General features: G+C 60.8%; 20 protein-coding genes and 1 pseudogene. 5 read left to right on the top strand and 16 right to left on the bottom strand.

Going from position 1 to position 18,276, the window contains the following annotated elements; translation table 11 throughout:
• Nucleotides 1-33: 33 nt before the first annotated feature.
• The 13 genes from tolB to AC3Z8Y_RS04700 all read right to left on the bottom strand — a co-directional run bounded on the left by tolB (nt 34) and on the right by AC3Z8Y_RS04700 (nt 10,570).
• A complete protein-coding gene (gene tolB / locus AC3Z8Y_RS04760; RefSeq protein ID WP_490088666.1) occupies nt 34-1,332 on the bottom strand; it encodes a Tol-Pal system beta propeller repeat protein TolB in 1,299 nt (432 codons plus the stop codon).
• Complete coding sequence (gene tolA / locus AC3Z8Y_RS04755) at nt 1,329-2,414, bottom strand: cell envelope integrity protein TolA (RefSeq protein WP_490089935.1); 1,086 nt, start codon at nt 2,412-2,414, stop codon at nt 1,329-1,331. The genes tolB and tolA overlap by 4 nt, the downstream gene beginning before the upstream one ends.
• Nucleotides 2,414-2,866 (bottom strand): protein TolR, encoded by a 453-nt coding sequence (gene tolR / locus AC3Z8Y_RS04750; protein ID WP_490088665.1) that lies wholly within the window; start codon nt 2,864-2,866, stop codon nt 2,414-2,416. Before tolR ends, tolA begins: the two co-directional genes overlap by 1 nt.
• A 13-nt stretch (nt 2,867-2,879) precedes the next feature.
• On the bottom strand, nt 2,880-3,575 hold the full coding sequence (gene tolQ / locus AC3Z8Y_RS04745) for a protein TolQ (protein WP_168082076.1): 696 nt from the start codon (nt 3,573-3,575) through the stop codon (nt 2,880-2,882).
• Nucleotides 3,565-4,032 carry a tol-pal system-associated acyl-CoA thioesterase gene (gene ybgC / locus AC3Z8Y_RS04740; RefSeq protein WP_490088664.1) on the bottom strand — a complete coding sequence of 156 codons (468 nt, stop codon included), beginning with the start codon at nt 4,030-4,032 and terminating at the stop codon, nt 3,565-3,567. The genes tolQ and ybgC overlap by 11 nt, the downstream gene beginning before the upstream one ends.
• Before the next feature lie 140 nt (nt 4,033-4,172).
• Nucleotides 4,173-5,210 carry a Holliday junction branch migration DNA helicase RuvB gene (gene ruvB / locus AC3Z8Y_RS04735; RefSeq protein ID WP_181117253.1) on the bottom strand — a complete coding sequence of 346 codons (1,038 nt, stop codon included), beginning with the start codon at nt 5,208-5,210 and terminating at the stop codon, nt 4,173-4,175.
• A gap of 1 nt (nt 5,211) precedes the next feature.
• Nucleotides 5,212-5,823, bottom strand: coding sequence for a Holliday junction branch migration protein RuvA (gene ruvA, locus AC3Z8Y_RS04730; protein ID WP_490088663.1), 612 nt, complete (start codon nt 5,821-5,823; stop codon nt 5,212-5,214).
• Between the two features lie 116 nt (nt 5,824-5,939).
• Nucleotides 5,940-6,470 (bottom strand): crossover junction endodeoxyribonuclease RuvC, encoded by a 531-nt coding sequence (ruvC, locus tag AC3Z8Y_RS04725; protein WP_181118801.1) that lies wholly within the window; start codon nt 6,468-6,470, stop codon nt 5,940-5,942.
• Complete coding sequence (locus AC3Z8Y_RS04720; protein ID WP_490088662.1) at nt 6,467-7,213, bottom strand: YebC/PmpR family DNA-binding transcriptional regulator; 747 nt, start codon at nt 7,211-7,213, stop codon at nt 6,467-6,469. Before AC3Z8Y_RS04720 ends, ruvC begins: the two co-directional genes overlap by 4 nt.
• A 94-nt stretch (nt 7,214-7,307) precedes the next feature.
• A complete protein-coding gene (aspS, locus tag AC3Z8Y_RS04715) occupies nt 7,308-9,083 on the bottom strand; it encodes an aspartate--tRNA ligase (protein ID WP_490088661.1) in 1,776 nt (591 codons plus the stop codon).
• A gap of 84 nt (nt 9,084-9,167) precedes the next feature.
• A complete protein-coding gene (locus AC3Z8Y_RS04710; RefSeq protein WP_181117248.1) occupies nt 9,168-9,389 on the bottom strand; it encodes an FmdB family zinc ribbon protein in 222 nt (73 codons plus the stop codon).
• A 123-nt stretch (nt 9,390-9,512) separates the two neighbouring features.
• The gene (locus AC3Z8Y_RS04705; RefSeq protein ID WP_490089934.1) at nt 9,513-9,857 is read right to left on the bottom strand and encodes a ribbon-helix-helix domain-containing protein; all 345 of its coding nucleotides are present in this window, start codon (nt 9,855-9,857) and stop codon (nt 9,513-9,515) included.
• 239 nt (nt 9,858-10,096) lie between these two features.
• Entirely contained in the window at nt 10,097-10,570 is a 474-nt protein-coding gene (locus AC3Z8Y_RS04700; protein WP_181117246.1) for a Dps family protein, read from the bottom strand.
• Between the two features lie 368 nt (nt 10,571-10,938).
• Between AC3Z8Y_RS04700 and AC3Z8Y_RS04695 the strand changes: the two are divergent.
• Nucleotides 10,939-11,259: pseudogene (locus AC3Z8Y_RS04695) on the top strand (cold shock domain-containing protein membrane protein); the annotation flags it as partial.
• A gap of 84 nt (nt 11,260-11,343) precedes the next feature.
• Nucleotides 11,344-11,541: a cold shock domain-containing protein gene (locus AC3Z8Y_RS04690; protein WP_225776263.1), complete on the top strand. Its 198-nt coding sequence runs from the start codon at nt 11,344-11,346 to the stop codon at nt 11,539-11,541.
• A 7-nt stretch (nt 11,542-11,548) separates the two neighbouring features.
• On the opposite strand, the gene AC3Z8Y_RS04685 is transcribed toward AC3Z8Y_RS04690, so the two are convergent.
• Nucleotides 11,549-11,758, bottom strand: a complete 210-nt coding sequence (locus AC3Z8Y_RS04685; protein WP_490088660.1) for a SlyX family protein — start codon at nt 11,756-11,758, stop codon at nt 11,549-11,551.
• Entirely contained in the window at nt 11,758-12,183 is a 426-nt protein-coding gene (locus AC3Z8Y_RS04680; RefSeq protein WP_490088659.1) for an HIT family protein, read from the bottom strand. Before AC3Z8Y_RS04680 ends, AC3Z8Y_RS04685 begins: the two co-directional genes overlap by 1 nt.
• 744 nt (nt 12,184-12,927) lie before the next feature.
• Here AC3Z8Y_RS04680 and AC3Z8Y_RS04675 point away from each other — a divergent pair.
• The 3 genes from AC3Z8Y_RS04675 (at nt 12,928) to AC3Z8Y_RS04665 (ending at nt 17,047) form a co-directional block, all read left to right on the top strand.
• Entirely contained in the window at nt 12,928-14,256 is a 1,329-nt protein-coding gene (locus AC3Z8Y_RS04675) for an OprD family porin (RefSeq protein WP_490088658.1), read from the top strand.
• Between the two features lie 119 nt (nt 14,257-14,375).
• Nucleotides 14,376-16,091 (top strand): proline--tRNA ligase, encoded by a 1,716-nt coding sequence (locus tag AC3Z8Y_RS04670; RefSeq protein ID WP_490088657.1) that lies wholly within the window; start codon nt 14,376-14,378, stop codon nt 16,089-16,091.
• A 17-nt stretch (nt 16,092-16,108) separates the two neighbouring features.
• A complete protein-coding gene (locus tag AC3Z8Y_RS04665; RefSeq protein ID WP_490088656.1) occupies nt 16,109-17,047 on the top strand; it encodes a hypothetical protein in 939 nt (312 codons plus the stop codon).
• An 88-nt stretch (nt 17,048-17,135) separates the two neighbouring features.
• Here the strand turns inward: AC3Z8Y_RS04665 and dinB are convergent, their stop codons facing one another.
• Entirely contained in the window at nt 17,136-18,197 is a 1,062-nt protein-coding gene (gene dinB / locus AC3Z8Y_RS04660; RefSeq protein WP_490088655.1) for a DNA polymerase IV, read from the bottom strand.
• Nucleotides 18,198-18,276 lie beyond the last annotated feature (79 nt).

Raw genomic sequence — 18,276 nt, 5'->3', positions numbered from 1 at the left:
CCCAGTGTGTTAAGTATAACGTTGTGCGCCGCATCAGTTCAGGTAAGGGGACCAGGAAGGTTCTCTGACTTCGCCTTGAGCGGTAGGAAGCGGGAGCCTTACGCGTCCATTGAGGGACACGAGCATCAAGACTCCCCGGCCCTGCGAGCGGGTGGCGTAGATTACCATGGTGCCGTTGGGCGCAACAGTAGGCGACTCATCAAGACTCGAGTCCGTGAGGATCTTCACGTTACCGCGCTCGAGGTCTTGCGAAGCCACCTTGAAATTGGTGAAGCCATCTTGACGATGAATCATCACCAAAGTCTTTTCGTCGGCAGACAGTTTAGGGTTTGCGTTGTAGTTGCCGACGAAAGTCACCCGTTCAGCGTTGCCGCTGCCAACCGTGGTTTTGTAGATCTGCGGCTTGCCGCCACGGTCAGAGGTGAAGTACAGAGTGGAACCGTCCTTGCCCCAGAAGGGTTCGGTATCGATTGCCGGGCTGTTGGTTACTCGGGTCAGCCCGCGGCTGCCCAGGTCCATTACGTAGATTTCCGGGTTGCCATCTTTCGACAGCACGAATGCCAGGCGATTGCCATCAGGCGAGAACGCCGGTGCGCCATTGAGGCCTTCGAAGTTGGTCAGCTGCTCGCGGCGGCCGGTATCCACGTACTGGATGAAAATACGCGGGCGCTTCTGCTCGAAGGAGACGTAAGCGATGCGCTTGCCGTCCGGCGCGTAACGCGGCGAGAGAATAGGCTCGCGCGATTGCAGCAGGGTCACGGCACGTGCACCGTCGTAGTCCGAACGCTGCAGGGTGTAGCGGGTGTTGGTACCACCGAAGCGCTCGGCGGTGACATACAGCATGCGGGTAGAGAACGCGCCCTTGATGCCGGTGAGCTTCTCGAACGACTGGTCCGCGATGTAGTGGGCCATGTCGCGCAACTGGTCGATACCGCCGCTTACGCTGCCGGTGCTGACCTGTTGCTCGGTGGCCACGTTGAACAGTGTGTACTGAACCTGAAGCCGGCCGCCGGCTGGCACGATATTACCCACCATCAGGTACTGCGCGCCCAGGGCTTTCCAATCCCGGAAGATCACTTCGCTGGCCTGGGAGGGCAGGCTGATCATGTTCTGCCGCGGAATCGGTGCGTAGTAGCCCGAGTTGCGCAGGTCGTCGCCGATGATCTGCGCCATGTCGTCAGGCAGCGCACCACCCTGATAGCCGAACGGCACGACCGCGATGGGGGTGGCACGGTCGGAACCGCTGGTGACCATAATGTTTTTTTCATCGGCGCTGGCGAACCCCGCCGCGCAACACAGCACGACAAGCAGGCCTCGGAGAAGATTAATCACAACGCAAGATCCTCAGGTGTGAATGTCATTTTGAATGAACGGTAAGGGTTGAAATCCGCAGGCTTGAGGCCTTGCATCTCGGTCAACCGGCCAATGTTCTTCACTGCCGCCACCGCGGAACTGTCGTACGGGCCATCGCCGCTGGATTTGGCGACGCTGACATTAGTGACGGTACCGTCCGGCAACATGTTGATCTGCAGCACTACGGTCATCCCCTTGCGCGCCGACGGTGGGCGAGCCCAGCCTTCGGCAGCCCGTGAGCGGATGAGGTCATCGAAGTTGCCCGCGACTTCATCGCCCTGCTCGTCCGCCAGTGCCTGTTGACGCTGCGGCGTATCGGACAACAGGTCCGCTAGCGCCTGGGCTTTCTTGTCTTCGGCAGCCTTGCGTGCAGCATCCTGCGCTTTCTTCTTGGCCGCATCGGCAGCCGCTTTCTTCTTGGCCTCCTCCGCCGCCTTGGCTTTCGCCTCGTCGGCCGCCTTGGCCTTGGCGTCGTCAGCTGCTTTTTTCTTCGCGTCTTCGGCTGCCTTGGCAGCATCCGCCGCAGCTTTCTTCTTCGCGTCTTCAGCCGCTTGTTTCTTCGCGTCTTCCTCGGCCTGTTTCTTCGCCTCGTCTTCGGCCTTCTTCTTGGCGATATCGGCCTGCTCGGCTTTTTTCGCTTCGGCGGCCTTGGCGGCATCGGCGGCCTTGGCAGCGTCCGCAGCCTTCGCAGCGGCCTCGGCTTTCTTGGCTTCGTCGGCCTTGGCGGCAGCCTCGGCCTTTTGAGCGGCCTCGGCTTTCTTTTGTTCCGCCGCCTTTATTTCCTCCTGCTCGACCTTTTTGGTTTCCATCTGCTCGACTTCCGTTTGGCGCGCGGCGGATTTCTTCGCCTCGCCAGCGAGCTTCTGGTTGGTCTGTGTGGTGGCCTGGCTCTTGGACTTGAGCTGGTAAAGCGTGGCCTGAACGATAGGCTTGGCGGGTGGAAGCTCCGGCGTCATGGCAAAGCTTGCGAACAGCATGCCGAAAATGAGCACATGCAACGCGACGGCCCACACACTGGGCCAGAAGTAGTTTTCCGAGGCGGAAGGCTCTCGATGTCGCATCACGGGGCCTCGGTGATCAAGCCGACATTACCCACGCCAGCTTTCTGCAGGCCGCCCATGGCACCCATCACGGCACCGTAGTCGACGGCCTTGTCGCCGCGGATGAACACCTGGGTCTTTTTGCCGTTATCGTTGCCCTGATTGATGATCGCAGTCACCGCCTGGGTCATTTGTGGCAAGGTACTGGCGCGTGCCTGCTGCTTGTCGGTGTCGACTTCGCTGCCCACGTTCCAGTAGTACGTTTTATCCGCCTTGATGGAAATGGTCAGCACCTGGGTGTTGTTGTCTTGCGGCAAGGCCTCGCTGGACACCTTGGGCAAGTCCACTTTCACGCCCTGATTGAGCATGGGTGCGGTAACCATGAAGATGACCAGCAGTACCAACATCACGTCGATGTAAGGCACCACGTTCATCTCGGCCACCGGCTTGCGTTTTTGCCGAACTCGAGCCATTGGAAGTACCTGCTTACTCTTCGCTGGTGTGCACTTTGCGGTGCAGGATCGCCTGGAACTCGTCGGCGAAGGTGTAGTAGCGGCTGATCAGGGTTTCGCTGCGCGCGGCGAAGCGGTTGTACGCGATCACCGCAGGGATGGCCGCGAACAGGCCGATCGCGGTGGCAACCAGTGCCTCGGCGATACCCGGCGCCACGGTAGCGAGGGTGGCCTGCTGCACGGCGGCCAGGCCACGGAAGGAGTTCATGATCCCCCATACGGTACCGAACAGGCCGATGTACGGACTGGTGGAACCTACGGTCGCCAGGAACGGAAGCGTCTGCTCGAGCTTTTCTTCCTCGCGGGAGATGGCTACGCGCATGGCTCGGCCCACGCCTTCCATGACGGCATCCGGGTCTACCCCTGGCTGCTGACGCAGGCGGGAGAACTCCTTGAAGCCGGCGCGGAAGACCTGCTCCACTCCCGAATCCGGGTCAGGGTTGCTGCCGGCCTGCCGATACAGCTTCGACAGGTCGATCCCGGACCAGAAGCGTTCTTCGAAGGAATCGAGGGCACGACGGCCCGCGCGAATCAGGTTGCTGCGCTGAAAGATGATGACCCACGAGGTGACCGAGGCGGCCACCAGGATCAGCATCACCAGCTGCACCACGATACTGGCGTTACTGACCAGGCTCCACATGGAGGTATGGTCGACGGCGTTAGCTTCCACGCTGGTTCTCCTGCTCTTTAGTTGTACCCAAGCCATCATCGGCGGCAAATGCCGCATGCATGGCGGGTGGAATGGCTCGGGGTTTGAAATTGTCGGCACGCACGCAAGCCACCAGGAACTGGCCCTCGCATAACAGCCGTTGATCCGATGCTCGCCGTACCTGCTGCACAAACCGCAGGCTGACGCGATTCAACTCACTTACCTCGACGCTCACCAGTAGTTCGTCGTCCAGCCGCGCCGGCACGTGATAGCGCGCCTCGCTGGAATGAACGACGAACAGGAGGTTTTCCGCCGCGAGCACGGACTGGACATAGCCCAGCTCGCGCAGACGCTCGGTGCGTGCCCGTTCCATGAACTTGAGGTAATTGACGTAGTAAACGATGCCGCCGGCATCGGTGTCTTCGTAGTACACGCGACAACGATGAACGAACGGCGCAAGCCCGTTTTGCGCGCGCATACTCTAGTGCGAACTCCCTGGGTTGCCAATCCGGCCGAGCAATTGTTTTTTCAATGACTTGGAGGCTCCAGACGACCCAACCGTCACAACAGCCCCTATGACCATCGAAACGCGCATTCGATCAGCCCGCCCGCACCCTTTCATTGCAACTCCTCGGAGGGCCCTGGCTCGAAACGTTCGGGCCGGTTCAGGCCAAAATGCAGGTAGGCGTGCCGTGTGACCACCCTCCCCCGCGGCGTGCGCATGATGTAGCCCTGCTGGATGAGGTAAGGCTCCAGCACGTCCTCGATGGTGTGCCGTTCCTCGCTGATCGCCGCGGCCAGGTTATCCACGCCAACCGGGCCGCCATCGAACTTCTCGATCATGGTCAGCAGCAGCCGGCGGTCCTGGTGGTCGAAGCCACGCTCGTCCACATCCAGCAGGTTGAGCGCCAGGTCTGCCACGGGCTTGGTGATGTCACCCTTGCCACGCACCTGGGCATAATCGCGCACACGCCGCAGCAGGCGGTTGGCGATACGCGGCGTACCCCGGGCCCGACGGGCGATTTCGTAGGCACCTTCAGCGTCGATGGCCAGGCCGAGGATGCGCCCGGACCGGGCAACGATGGTGGCCAGGTCTGCGTCGCTGTAAAACTCCAGCCGCTGAACGATGCCAAAGCGGTCGCGCAACGGGTTGGTGAGCATGCCGGCGCGGGTGGTCGCGCCCACCAGGGTAAACGGCGGCAGGTCCAGCTTGATGGAGCGGGCGGCAGGCCCTTCGCCAATCATGATGTCCAGCTGGAAGTCTTCCATGGCTGGATACAGCACTTCCTCGACAATCGGCGACAGCCGGTGAATCTCATCGATGAACAGGACGTCGTGAGGCTCGAGGTTGGTGAGCATCGCAGCCAGGTCACCAGGGCGCTCCAGCACTGGCCCGGAAGTACTCTTGATCGAGACGCCCATTTCTTCGGCGATGATATTGGCCAGGGTGGTTTTGCCCAGCCCGGGCGGCCCGAAGATCAGGGTATGGTCGAGGGACTCGGAGCGCCCGCGAGCCGCCTGGATGAACAGCTCCATCTGCTCGCGCACCACGGGCTGGCCGATGTACTCGGCCAGCTTGAGCGGCCGGATGGCGCGATCCTGTTGATCTTCGCGGTCTCGCCCGGCGGCGGATATGAGACGGTCGGCTTCGATCACGTCAGATCATCCCCTTGAGCGCCCGGCGGATAAGGTCCTCGCTGGACAGCCCTTTTTCATTCACGGCAGACACAGCCTTGCTGGCCTCCTGCGGCTTGTAGCCCAGCGAAACGAGCGCGCTGACCGCGTCGGTTTCGGCGGTGGCCACCGGCGCGCGCGGTATTACGCCGTCATCGGGTACCAGCTCGAACATCGCCGGTGAGGTTTGCCAGGCCTTGAAGCGATCCTTGAGCTCCACCAGCAAGCGCTCGGCGGTCTTCTTGCCCACACCCGGCACCTTGACCAGGGCACTGGTGTCCTGCGCCTGCACGCAGCGCACCAGCTCATCCACCTCCAGGCTGGACATCAAGGCCAGAGCCAGCTTGGGGCCTACCCCGTTGAGCCGGATGAGCTCGCGGAACAGCTCTCGCTCGCGGCGCTCGTAGAAGCCATACAGCAGCTGCGCATCCTCACGCACAACCAGGTGCGTGTGCAGGGTAAGCGGCTGGCCCACCGGCGGCAGGCGATAAAGCGTGGTCATGGGCACCTCCAGCTCGTAGCCAAGCCCATTCACATCGAGAATCAGGTGAGGCGGTTGTTTTTCCGCCAGGGTGCCGCGCAAGCGTCCGATCACGTAAAAGTCCTGAAATGCCGACACCCATGAGGGAACCGGGGCCCTTCACGAGCCAGTGCGCATGATCGCAGCATGAGCAGCGTCGGCAAATAAAAATGTTGTAAGGGATGATGCGCTCAGAGCCGTAGGCGACCGCCGCGGCTACGGGCAGTGCTCAAGCCATGCGGAACTAGGCTGGAGCGCGTGTGAGCGTGACAGAGCGCGATCGCCAAGGCATCGGACGCATCGATCTGCGGTTTGGTGGTGAGCTTGAGCAGGTGCATGACCATCAGCTGGACCTGCTCCTTGCTCGCGCCACCGGTACCGGTGATCGCCTGCTTGACCTGAGTGGCCGAGTACTCGGCGATTTCCAGGCCCTCTTCCGCTGCCGCAACGATCGCCGCACCCCGCGCCTGCCCCAGTTTCAGGGCAGAGTCGGCATTGCGCGCCATGAACACCCGCTCGATGCCCATGGTTACCGGGCCATGAGCGGCAATCACTTCGCGCACGCTGCGATAGACCACTTGCAGGCGCTCGTGCAGCTCGCCGCTACCGGTGCGGATACAGCCTGAGGCGATGTATTCGCACCCTCGCCCCAGGCCACGATCAAGCACCACGCCATAGCCTGTGATACGCGAACCGGGGTCAATCCCGAGAATAAGGCTCAACCGAGCTGTTCCATGACGTCATCGGCGATGGCCGCGTTGGAATAAACGTTTTGCACGTCGTCCAGGTCCTCGAGCATATCGATCAGTTTCAACACTTTTTCAGCGCCCTCGCGGTCCAGGTCAACCTGGGTACTGGGTTCCAGGATGATCTCGGCATCAACCGCCTTGAAACCCTGGGCTTCCAGCGCCGTGCGCACACCGTAGAAACTGGCGAACGAGGTGAATACGTCCACCGAACCGTCTTCGTGGCTGACTACATCGTCGGCTTCGGCCTCGATGGCCGCTTCGGTCAGGGCGTCTTCGTCCACGCCGGCGGCGAAGCTGAGGTGGCCCTTGCGCTCGAACAGGTACGCCACCGAACCATCGGTCCCCAGGTTGCCGCCGCACTTGCTGAAAGCATGGCGCACTGCGGCTGCGGTCCGGTTACGGTTATCAGTCATGGCTTCGACCATGATGGCCACGCCACCCGGGCCGTAACCTTCATAGCCCAGTTCCTCGACGTTCTCGCCTTCGGTAGAGCCCACGCCGCGAGCGATGGCGCGATCGATGATGTCGCGGCTCATGTTGGCGCCCAGGGCCTTGTCCAGTGCCAGGCGCAGGCGCGGGTTGGAACCAGGATCGCCCCCACCCTGCTTGGCCGCGACTGTAAGCTCGCGAATCCACTTAGTGAAGATCTTGCCCCTTTTGGCATCCTGGCGTTCTTTGCGGTGCTTGATATTCGCCCACTTGGAATGACCGGCCATACAGACTCCGAAACGATTTCATAACAAACCGCCCCCGCGCGTGAAACGCGGCGGGGGCGCGGGGAATTACCGGGCTACGCGCGGGCGCGCCCGTTTATTCGGCCTTGGGCTGTTCGCGCAGGCGAATATGCAGCTCGCGCAGCGCCTTGGCGTCCACTGCCCCTGGTGCCTGGGTCATGACGTCCGCAGCGCTTTGGGTTTTCGGGAACGCAATGACTTCACGGATTGACTGCGCGCCAGTCATCAGCATCACCAGGCGATCGAGGCCGAAGGCCAGGCCGCCGTGGGGCGGAGCACCGAACTTGAGCGCGTCGAGCAGGAAGCCGAACTTCTCTTCCTGTTCCTCCGCCTGAATGCCGAGCAGGCGGAATACGGCCTGTTGCATTTCCTTGCGATGGATACGAATCGAACCACCACCCAGCTCAGTGCCGTTGAGCACCATGTCGTACGCGCGGGACAGCGCGCCAGCCGGGTTGGCTTCCAACTCTGCCGGGCTGCACTTGGGTGCGGTGAACGGGTGGTGCAAGGCACTGAAGCTGCCGTCGTCGTTCTCTTCGAACATCGGGAAGTCCACGACCCACATCGGCGCCCACTCGCAAGTAAGCAGGCTGAGGTCGTGACCGAGCTTGATACGCAGCGCGCCCAGGGCTTCGCTGACGATCTTAGCCTTGTCGGCGCCGAAGAAGACGATATCGCCGTCCACTGCGCCCACGCGATCCAGGATCACGTTGAGGTTGGCCTCAGGGATGTTCTTCACGATGGGCGATTGCAGGCCTTCCACGCCCTTGGCGCGCTCGTTGACCTTGATGTACGCCAGGCCCTTGGCACCGTAGATGCCTACGAACTTGGTGTAATCGTCGATCTGCTTGCGCGGCATGCTCGCGCCGCCTGGCACGCGCAGGGCGGCTACGCGGCATTTCGGATCGTTGGCCGGGCCGCTGAACACCTTGAATTCCACGTCCTTGAGCTGGTCGGCAACGTCAACCAATTCCAGCGGGTTACGCAGGTCTGGCTTGTCCGAACCGTAGCGGCGCATGGCTTCTTCGAAGGTCATGTGCGGGAATTCGCCGAATTCCAGGTCCAGCACTTCCTTGAACAGCTTGCGGATCATGCCTTCGGTGAGGCCGATGATCTCGCTTTCGTCGAGGAAGCTGGTCTCGATGTCGATCTGGGTGAATTCCGGCTGGCGGTCGGCACGCAGGTCTTCGTCGCGGAAGCACTTGGCGATCTGGTAGTAGCGGTCGAACCCGGCGACCATCAGCAGCTGCTTGAACAGCTGGGGCGACTGCGGCAGGGCGAAGAAGCTGCCGGGGTGGGTGCGGCTCGGTACCAGGTAGTCACGGGCGCCTTCGGGAGTGGCACGCGTGAGGATGGGGGTTTCGACGTCCAGGAAGCCGTTTTCGTCGAGGTAGCGACGGATGCTGCTGGTAATGCGCGAACGCAGGCGCAGCTTGTCGGCCATTTCCGGGCGACGCAGGTCGATGAAACGATAGCGCAGGCGGGTTTCTTCACCCACGTCGGAGTATTCGTTCAGCGGGAACGGCGGGGTTTCGGCTTCGTTGAGCACTTCGAGCTCGTAGCCCAGCACTTCGATGGCGCCGGAGGCCATGTTCGGGTTTACCGCGCCCGCCGGGCGAAGGCGCACCTTGCCGGAAATACGCACCACGTATTCGCTGCGTACGCGGTCGGCGGCGGCGAAGGACTCGGCGCGATCAGGGTCGAAGACCACCTGGGCCATGCCTTCACGGTCGCGGATGTCCAGGAAGATTACCCCGCCATGGTCACGACGGCGGTGGACCCAGCCGCAAAGGGTGATTTCCTGGCCGTCCAGGCTCTCGTTCAATTGGCCGCAATAGTGGCTGCGCATCATGATGGTTGGTTCACTTATAGTCAGTCGTGTTCGGGCAGGCCCGCATTACCGGGGAGTGTGCAGCACCCGGCGAAGGGGGGCAACTCAGTCGGCCTTGTCGGCGCCAGCGAGGTTTTTCTTGGCACCGGTCTTGAAATCGGTTTCGTACCAGCCAGTGCCGCCAAGGCGGAAACCCGCGCGCGATACGGTTTTCTTCAACTGTGCCGCCGCGCAGGCCGGGCAGTCGGTCAAGGGGGCGTCACTGATTTTCTGGATGGCTTCCAGTTGGTGACCACAGCTTTCGCATTGGTAATTGTACAGGGGCATATTACAGGCGCTCGGCTACAAACGTGGCCCTGAAGGGCGCTGGTTGACGTAAGCGCGGAATTATATCTGGTTAACCGCGCCCACCTGCAAGCGCCCCGCTATGCGTTCATCGCCTTAAAGCAGTCAATGACCACCTGATGCACCGCCCTGGCGGTCCTGTTCCAGCAGATACGCCACGCACACCACGCGTACCAGCCCGCTGAAATTCTTCACGCCGCCGTGGCGCAAATGCACTTCCCGATCCAGATACGACAACAACTGGCTCACCGAGCACCCGTTTCGCCCAGCCAGGGCCTCGAGAATGTTCCAGTACACCTGCTCGAGGCGCAGGCAGGTAGCGAAACCGTTAAGCCTCACCGAGCGGGCAGTGGGCTGCGCCAGCGCCATGTCGAAATCTTTCTGGAATGGATCAAGCAGCAGCTTCGCGGCGCCGCAGCCGCGAACGGGATTAGGGCAATCGGTAAACATCACAGCACCTTCCTTGGCAGTGTCCGCGCACGCAACGGCGCAGCCCAGGCTTATCTAAACCCTGGAACGTGGAAGGCGGGAGGGAGCGAATCGATAAGGAAGGTAGGAAAACGGCCTTCAGGCCGCAGGCCTGGAGCTGCAAGCCATAAGCTGCAAGCTACAAGTTGATCACGGTGCCGAACCCACCTCATCTCGTCTTGAAGCTTGCGGCTGACAACTTGCAGCTCGCGGCTACGCCGCTATTGGTTTTCGAGCATGGCGCGGAGCATCCACGCGGTTTTCTCGTGGGTTTGCATGCGCTGGGTCAGCAGGTCGGCAGTAGGCTCATCGCTCACCTTTTCCAGCAGCGGGAACAGGCTGCGCGCGGTGCGAACCACGGTTTCCTGGCCGGTGACCAACTGCTTGATCATTTCCTCGGCCGCAGGCACGCCCTCTTCAACCTTGATGTTCGACAAGCGCTCGTAGGTGGCATACGTACCAGGAGCCGGGAAGCCCAGCGCACGGATACGCTCGGCAATCGAGTCGACCGCCAGGGCCAGTTCGTTGTATTGCTCTTCGAACATCAAATGCAGGGTGCGGAACATCGGGCCGCTGACGTTCCAGTGGAAATTGTGCGTCTGAAGGTACAGCACGTACGTGTCCGCCAGCAGGCGCGACAAGCCGTCAACGATAGACTTGCGGTCTTCTTCATTGATACCGATATCAATTGCCATGGAGTTCCCCTTGTTGGTTTAAACGTTTCAAAAGGTGCGCCGGCTACTGTAACAAGAGCGCCAGAATGGCGCAGCTTTCCCTTTGCGACAGTGCCGCGCGCCGGACGTCGGCAAATAGTGTGCAAAGTGCCACGCCAGCCGGATGGAATTGAGTCCGGGGGGTGGTTTCCTGTTAAATAGTCAGGGTGTCGCTCGCGCATTTCCAATTCCCTTCGAGTCACCGCTTCCTTTTCTGTTCCATGCGGTTGTCGTGCAGGGCCGGTGCGCTGGCGCATAGGCCTATCCCTCCGGTCGTCCGTTCACATCACACACGTGTGCCACGAGGGATCAGCGCTTCTTGATCCTCTGAAAAAATGTGAGTCATAAACATGTTGAAAAACGTTCATCTCCTAACGGGCGCGGGCGCATTGCTCCTGGCAGCCCTGCCCGGCCTTGCGCCGGGCGCCCTGCCGTACCTGTCGCAGACCGATGCCTTTCATCTGGCCTTCATCGGGTTGGGCAACCTGCTGTTCGCTCCGCTGATCCCGCAGTGGAAACACAACCCGCGGCAAACGCTGCAAGGCTTTGTCAGTGCCTTGCTGGTGCTGGCCGCGGTGCTCCAGGCATTGGTGCTCTACGCCCCCTTGCCGTTGGTAGCAGGCGAACCCGCAGTATGGCTTGGCCTGCTGTCCATGCTGGCTGCGGTGATCCTGCAGCTTGCAGCCAGCCGCCCGAAGAAATACGTAGCCCCCGCGCCGGCGAACTTCAACGCGGCCAACCGCGATACCGGGACCGTGAAGTGGTTCAACACCTCGAAGGGCTTCGGGTTCATTTCCCGGGATTCGGGTGATGACATCTTCGTTCACTTCCGCGCCATCCGTGGCGAAGGCCACCGCGTACTGGTCGAAGGCCAGCGCGTAGAGTTCTCTGTAATGAACCGTGACAAAGGCCTGCAAGCCGAAGACGTGGTGGCGGCCGCTCCGGGCCGGTAATCGCGTATCAGTAATGGGGCGGTGGGGGTTCCTCCCCGCCCTCTTCAAACTGGCCGCCGGCCATTTCCCGATAACGCTCTATCAACTGCCCCAGTTGCGCCTGCATATGGGTCAACTGGCGTTGCTGCTCCACCAGCACCTCGTTCAAAGCCTGGATGGTGTCATCCTGGAACGCCAGGCGGGTTTCGAGCTCGGTGACTCGGTCGTCAGTGTTCATCAATTCTCTACCCACGTGAACGTGGCGGGCAGCACGGCCCGCAGCGTGTCTTTCAGCGCATCGAGCTGTTCAGGGCGATATTCAACCGCCGACACCTTTCCCCATACCGGAGCTGGCCATGCCGGGTCTGCCGTGTACCGGGCAATCACGTGAATATGTAGCTGCGCCACGACATTACCCAGGGCGGCGACATTTATCTTGTCGGCCTGCAGTGCCGTTTTCATGCCTTCGGCGAGCTGGGCGGTTTCTACCGCAAGCTGGGCTTGCTCGGCCTCGGTGAGCTCGAATATTTCAGTGGTAGCCGCACGACGCGGCACAAGGATCAGCCAGGGATAATTGGCATCTTTGCTGAGCAGCATTCGGCAAAGGGGAAAATCCCCCAGCACCCAGGTATCAGCCTGCAGGCGTGGATCGAGGTCGAACATGGCGAGCTCCTGTGGAACGAAAGCGGCAATTGTGCCATGGGACGCCAAGGTTCACCTGGCGCCGCTCCGCTTTGGATCATTAAAGTGAGCAGCCGCACCAATACAAGGCTTGCGCGCTGCTGTTTCGGGTACAAATGGCTGAGTCGGCGCCGTATCTGGCACCAAAAGCCTTTACCCTAACGATCGCGATCGGACAGGGGCTTGCCAAGCGGCAGGTTTGGGCTAGCCTCTGTCAGCGCCAGTGCTACTTTTCGCACCATTTAGGAACATGGCGGCTACTATCAGTGCACCGGAACCGTTGATCATCAATAAGTAACGTGACATTGGTAACACTCTGCCGAGGTTTTGCGGAGCACCATATTAAAGCGTGAAGGGTGTCAAGCCCGAGCCAAGGGGCCTTTGACCCCAGTGGCAGCGGGGTTTTCCGTTGCCTCGCGAAAAAAAGTGAAAAAAATGTGAGCTGGCGGAAGAGTTGAGCACAGTTGTTGCAATTGCTTCGATACGTCGGTTACTCGGCAGGGACGTCGGCCCCGACCTTACCTCGCGAATGAACGAGGCAGGCAAACACGACGTAACAGATTTACGGCGCATGCGGACTGGGTTTTGAAAACCTTCGCAGTGCCACTCAGAACAGAACAAGGTGGGCGCAACCCCGGTTACGCCATCCAGAAAAGAAAGAGCCGACCTGATAAAAAACCAAGCGGCCGGCAGTACTCTTCCTAAAAACCAAAGGAGCAAGTCACGATGAGAGTGATGAAGTGGAGCGCAATCGCACTGGCAGTAACCGCGGCGGCGACCTCGCAACTGGCAATGGCTGAAGCCTTCGTCAGCGATCAGGCCGAAGCCAAGGGTTTTGTTGAAGACAGCACGCTGAACCTGCTGCTTCGCAACTACTACTTCAACCGCGGTCACAATGCCGGCCAGGATCAACGTGACTGGACCCAAGGCGTTCAAGGTGTCTTCAGCTCTGGCTTCACCACCGGCACCATCGGCGTGGGTGTGGATGCTTTCGCCTACGGTGGTTTGAAGCTGTGGGGTCCTGACCGCTACGCAGGTTCGGGTAACCTGACCGTCTCCGACGATGGCGATAACCAGAGCAACTACAGCAAGGCTGGCGTCGCTGCCAAGTTCCGCATCTCCAAAACCCTGCTGAAAATCGGCGACCAGCAGCCAAGCACCAGCCCGGTATTTGCCGTGGGTGGCAGCCGCCTGACGCCGCAGACCGCTAGCGGCATCATGCTGATGAGCAGCGAAGTCGCTGGCCTGGACCTCGAAGCCGGGCACTTCTACTCCGGTACCAGCCAGAACACTACCAATCGTGACGGCGAGATCTGGTCGCAGTACGGCGGCGTCAGTGCTAACACCGCTGACTACATCGGTGGCCGTTATGCCCTGAACGATCAACTGTCCTTCGGCCTGTATGGCAGCAAGCTCGAGGACCTGTGGGACCAGTACTACGGTAACGTGAACTACGTTCTGCCGCTGACCGGCGACCAGTCGTTGACCTTCGACCTCAACTACTACCGCACCACCGATGAAGGCAGCTCCAAGCTGGGCGACATCGACAACAACACCTACTCGCTGTCGGCTGCTTATGCCTTCATGCCTGGCCAAACCCTGACGCTGTCGTTCCAGAAGGTCAATGGCGACACGCCCTTTGACTACATCGGTATCGGCGACAACAACAAGGGTGGCGATTCGATCTTCCTGGCCAACTCCATCCAGTACTCCGACTTCAACGGCCCTGGCGAGAAGTCCTGGAAGCTGCAGTACAATCTGGACATGGCCACCTTCGGTGTTCCAGGCCTGAGCTTCATGGCCCGTTACGCCTACGGCGATGACATCGACGGCACCAAGATCGCTGCCGACAGCCCGTATGCCGCTTACGGCTATGGCGACGACGGCAAGCATCACGAAACCAACGTCGAAGCGAAATACGTTGTACAGGAAGGCGCTGCCAAGGACCTGTCGTTCCGTATTCGCCAAGCCTGGCATCGTGGTAACGACGCCGAGGCAGATGGCGACGTCAACGAGTTCCGCCTGATCGTCGACTACCCGATCTCGATCCTGTAATCGAATCACGGGTAACTGCTCCATCGAAAAGCCCGGCCCAGCGCCGGGCTTTTCATTGGCGGCGCTTGCTCCGTACAATGCCCAGCTCTATCTGAATTCAGCAACCGACACGGCCTACCATGCGCACCAGTCAATTCCTGCTCGCCACACTGAAAGAAACCCCGTCCGACGCGGTGGTCATCAGCCATCAGCTGATGCTGCGCGCGGGGATGATTCGCAAGCTCGCCTCCGGCCTGTACACCTGGCTGCCGATGGGCCTGCGGGTGATGCGCAAGGTGGAAGCCATCGTGCGCGAGGAAATGAACGCCGCCGGCGCCCTGGAAGTGCTGATGCCGGGTATCCAGCCTGCCGAACTGTGGCAGGAATCCGGCCGCTGGGAGCAATACGGCCCTGAACTGCTGCGCCTCAAGGACCGGCACGGCCGGGATTTCTGCGCGGGCCCTACCCACGAAGAAGTGATTACCGACATCGCGCGCAACGAGCTGAACAGCTATAAACAGTTGCCGATCAACCTGTACCAGATCCAGACCAAATTCCGCGATGAGATCCGCCCGCGCTTCGGCCTGATGCGCGGCCGCGAATTCATCATGAAGGACGCTTACTCCTTCCATGCCGATCAGGCTTCCCTGCAGGAAACCTATGACCGCATGCACCAGGCGTACTGCAACATCTTCTCCCGCCTGGGCCTGAACTTCCGCCCTGTCGAAGCCGACAACGGCTCGATCGGTGGCGCCGGCTCCCACGAGTTCCATGTGCTGGCATCGTCGGGTGAAGACGACATCGTGTTCAGCAACGGCTCGGACTACGCCGCCAACATCGAGAAGGCCGAAGCGCTGCCACGGGAAACCGCCCGCGCTGCCGCCGCCGAGGCGCTGCGCCTGGTGGACACGCCGAACACCAAAACGATCGCTGCACTGGTGGAAGGCTTCAACCTGCCCATCGAAAAAACCGTCAAAACCCTGGTGGTGCAGGCTGCCGAAGCCGGCAAGCTCATCGCTTTGGTCGTTCGCGGCGATCACGAGTTGAACGAAATCAAGGCCGCCAACCATCCGCTGGTGGCCAGCCCACTGGCAATGGCCGGTGAGGCCGAGCTGCGCGAGGCCATCGGCGCCGGTGCAGGCTCGCTGGGCCCGCTGAACATGCCGCTGCCCTGCATCATTGACCGCTCCGTGGCCATGATGAGCGACTTTGCCGTGGGCGCGAACATCGACGACAAGCACTACTTTGGCGTGAACTGGGAGCGTGACCTGCCGCTGCCGGAAATCGCCGACCTGCGCAATGTGGTCGAGGGCGACCCTAGCCCGGATGGCAAGGGCACCCTGGAGATCAAACGCGGTATCGAAGTGGGCCATATCTTCCAGCTGGGCACAAAGTACAGCGAAGCGATGAAAGCCCAGGTACTAGGCGAGAACGGCAAGCCGGTGACCATGACCATGGGCTGCTACGGCATTGGCGTGTCCCGCGTGGTGGCCGCTGCGATCGAGCAGAATCACGACGCCAACGGGATCATCTGGAGCGATACCCTGGCCCCCTTCCAGGTGGCCCTGGTACCACTGCGCTACGAGACCGAGCAGGTGCGCGAAGCCACCGATACCCTCTACCGCGAGCTCACCGCCGCTGGTATCGAGGTATTGCTGGATGATCGCGACAAGAAAACCAGCCCGGGGATCAAGTTTGCCGACATGGAACTCATCGGCATCCCTCACCGCATCGTTATCAGCGATCGCTCGCTGGCCGAAGGTAAGCTGGAGTACAAGCAGCGGACCGAAAGCGACGTCCAGAGCCTCGATGTGACCGAAGTACTGCCGTTCCTGCGGGCACGCCTAGGCCGTTGATCACCGAGTAAGCGTTCATGTCTACACGAAGTTTTTCCTGGCCCGGTGTCGCCGCCCTGTGCGGCGCCTGCTTCCTGGCCGGCTGTGCGAACCAGATGTCCCAGCGCAGCGAGCATGAGGCACGTACCGAGCGCAAACCCATCGAGCATCACCTTTCGGTGGACATTGGCGAGCCGTTGATGGACCAGCCCCAACGTCGGGTTCGGGTAATGGAACAGGCTACGTTCGAGGCAACGGATTTCGACGTAACCCGCCGTTATGACCGTTACACGCCGTATCAAGCCTGGCGGGAGCTCTATGAGGTTCCGTTGGGCGCGGTGGCGATCGTTGGCGGCGTGGCAGCCAATGCGCTCAACGTGGTGCTGTTTGGCCGGCTGCCAGAAAACATCACGCACGGCTGGATCAACTACGGCTTTGCCGGGATCAACCCGTTCATGAACGCGCAGTCCAATGGCCGTGCGGAGCAGAACCTGGCCGCAATTGACGAAGTGCAAGGTGACAAGCGGCAGGAAGTGACCTCGGAGCCTTGGGCTGAAAAGCCCGTTGAAGTCACCGCAGGCCCGGAAGTCTATGCCCTGAACACGGACCGCAAGGGCTACTTGCGCCTGAACCTGCTGGATGCGCCGTTCGCCGATCAGGAGTTGCAACATGTGGATCGGCTGGTGCTGACGGCCAGGGATGATGACGGCACCTCACGTGCCACGGCCACGCTGCAACTGGCCCCTACCCTGCGGACTCGGGTCACCGAGGCTCATAAGCTTATCTATGACGACCTCGAGGACGACGAGGTAAGCCAATGGGTGTACCGGGTAAAGCGGCTGTCGCAACTGGGCTTCGAAGATGAAGCCAATGAACTGCAACAGAGCTTGCTCGAGCTCACCCACAACGATCCGGAGTTGCAGCGTGACTTCATCAAGGCCTTGGCCAAGGATGCGGGCCGCAAGGTAGACCCGTAACCCACCCCGGCCTCCTATGGAACAACGTTGTTTCCAGTGCAATAGCGGACCCTGTGGGAAGCCTCCTACAGGGGTGTGGGCGCCGCCTCTATTCTCCAAACAATTCCAGCTGGGTAAGCGCACCGCGCAGGTCGTGCAAACGCACCCCTATGCCTAGCAAACGCACGGGCTTGTTTCCGCGGGCATAGGCTTGGGTCAGCAAGCTGCGGTAGCTGTTCAGGTCCCTCGCGGCGTTGGCCTGCTCGAGGGTAGTCTGGGTGAAGTCGTGAAACTTTACCTTTACGAAGGGCTTTCCCACCCGGTAGCTGTCATCGATCCGTTGCAAGCGGCCGGCAAGGGTTTCCATCAGCTCGGGCAGTTTATCCAGGCAGGCATCCAGCCCCGGAAGGTCTTGGTCGTAAGTGTTTTCTACACTCACCGACTGCCGCCGGTTATCCACATGCACGGGGCGCTCGTCGATACCCCGCGCCAGTTGATACAACCGCTCCCCAAAACCTCCAAACTCCCGGATCAGGTTCAACCGTGACCACTCCAGGAGGTCGGTGCAGCGTTCTATGCCCAGGCGAACAAGCTTTTCGGCCGTGACCTTGCCTACCCCATGCAGCTTGGCAACAGGCAGGTCGGCAATGAAGGCGTCCACTTCGGCAGGCGTGATGACGAACAGCCCATTGGGCTTGCGCCAGTCGCTGGCGATCTTGGCAAGAAACTTGTTGGGCGCCACCCCCGCTGACACAGTGATATGCAAGCGCCGGGCAACATCCTGGCGGATGGCTTGGGCAATGCGCGTTGCGCTGCCACTGAAATGTGGCGATTCGGTAACGTCGAGGTAGGCCTCATCCAGCGACAGCGGCTCGATCAGGTCGGTGTACTGCTGGAAAATCGCGTGGATTTCCCGGGAGGCTTCTTTATAGGCATCGAAGCGGGGCCTTACGATGGTGAGGTCTGGGCACAGTTTCAGCGCATGCCGCGAGGACATGGCCGAACGCACCCCATAGGCACGCGCTTCATAGTTACAGGTGGCGATCACGCCCCTCCGATCGGCGGAACCGCCCACGGCCAGAGGCTTGCCCGCAAGCCGGGGATCGTCGCGCATCTCGATGGCGGCATAAAAGCAGTCGCAGTCGATATGAAGTATTTTCCGCTGTGCCATCACTGATCGAAATCGTTTGATACAGGTGAATGAATATACAGTGTTTTCGAGCGCCTCGCCCGCTCCGCTGTGTCGTAGC

It is taken from the genome of Pseudomonas sp. 3MAES_34.3B, assembly GCF_058145875.1.
Note: the sequence above shows the minus strand (reverse complement) of the source record. Positions and strands in the feature narration are given on the sequence as shown.

Bases quoted from the DNA above. Each gene is read 5' to 3' on its own strand.
- ybgC (WP_490088664.1), bottom strand. From the start codon at position 4,032: ATGCGCGCGCAAAACGGGCTTGCGCCGTTCGTTCATCGTTGTCGCGTG.
- AC3Z8Y_RS04720 (WP_490088662.1), bottom strand. From the start codon at position 7,213: ATGGCCGGTCATTCCAAGTGGGCGAATATCAAGCACCGCAAAGAACGC.
- AC3Z8Y_RS04700 (WP_181117246.1), bottom strand. From the start codon at position 10,570: ATGGCAATTGATATCGGTATCAATGAAGAAGACCGCAAGTCTATCGTT.
- AC3Z8Y_RS04685 (WP_490088660.1), bottom strand. From the start codon at position 11,758: ATGAACACTGACGACCGAGTCACCGAGCTCGAAACCCGCCTGGCGTTC.
- dinB (WP_490088655.1), bottom strand. From the start codon at position 18,197: ATGGCACAGCGGAAAATACTTCATATCGACTGCGACTGCTTTTATGCC.
- tolR (WP_490088665.1), bottom strand. From the start codon at position 2,866: ATGGCTCGAGTTCGGCAAAAACGCAAGCCGGTGGCCGAGATGAACGTG.
- AC3Z8Y_RS04675 (WP_490088658.1), top strand. From the start codon at position 12,928: ATGAGAGTGATGAAGTGGAGCGCAATCGCACTGGCAGTAACCGCGGCG.
- AC3Z8Y_RS04670 (WP_490088657.1), top strand. From the start codon at position 14,376: ATGCGCACCAGTCAATTCCTGCTCGCCACACTGAAAGAAACCCCGTCC.
- tolA (WP_490089935.1), bottom strand. From the start codon at position 2,414: ATGCGACATCGAGAGCCTTCCGCCTCGGAAAACTACTTCTGGCCCAGT.
- aspS (WP_490088661.1), bottom strand. From the start codon at position 9,083: ATGATGCGCAGCCACTATTGCGGCCAATTGAACGAGAGCCTGGACGGC.
- AC3Z8Y_RS04710 (WP_181117248.1), bottom strand. From the start codon at position 9,389: ATGCCCCTGTACAATTACCAATGCGAAAGCTGTGGTCACCAACTGGAA.
- AC3Z8Y_RS04665 (WP_490088656.1), top strand. From the start codon at position 16,109: ATGTCTACACGAAGTTTTTCCTGGCCCGGTGTCGCCGCCCTGTGCGGC.
- AC3Z8Y_RS04705 (WP_490089934.1), bottom strand. From the start codon at position 9,857: ATGTTTACCGATTGCCCTAATCCCGTTCGCGGCTGCGGCGCCGCGAAG.
- AC3Z8Y_RS04680 (WP_490088659.1), bottom strand. From the start codon at position 12,183: ATGTTCGACCTCGATCCACGCCTGCAGGCTGATACCTGGGTGCTGGGG.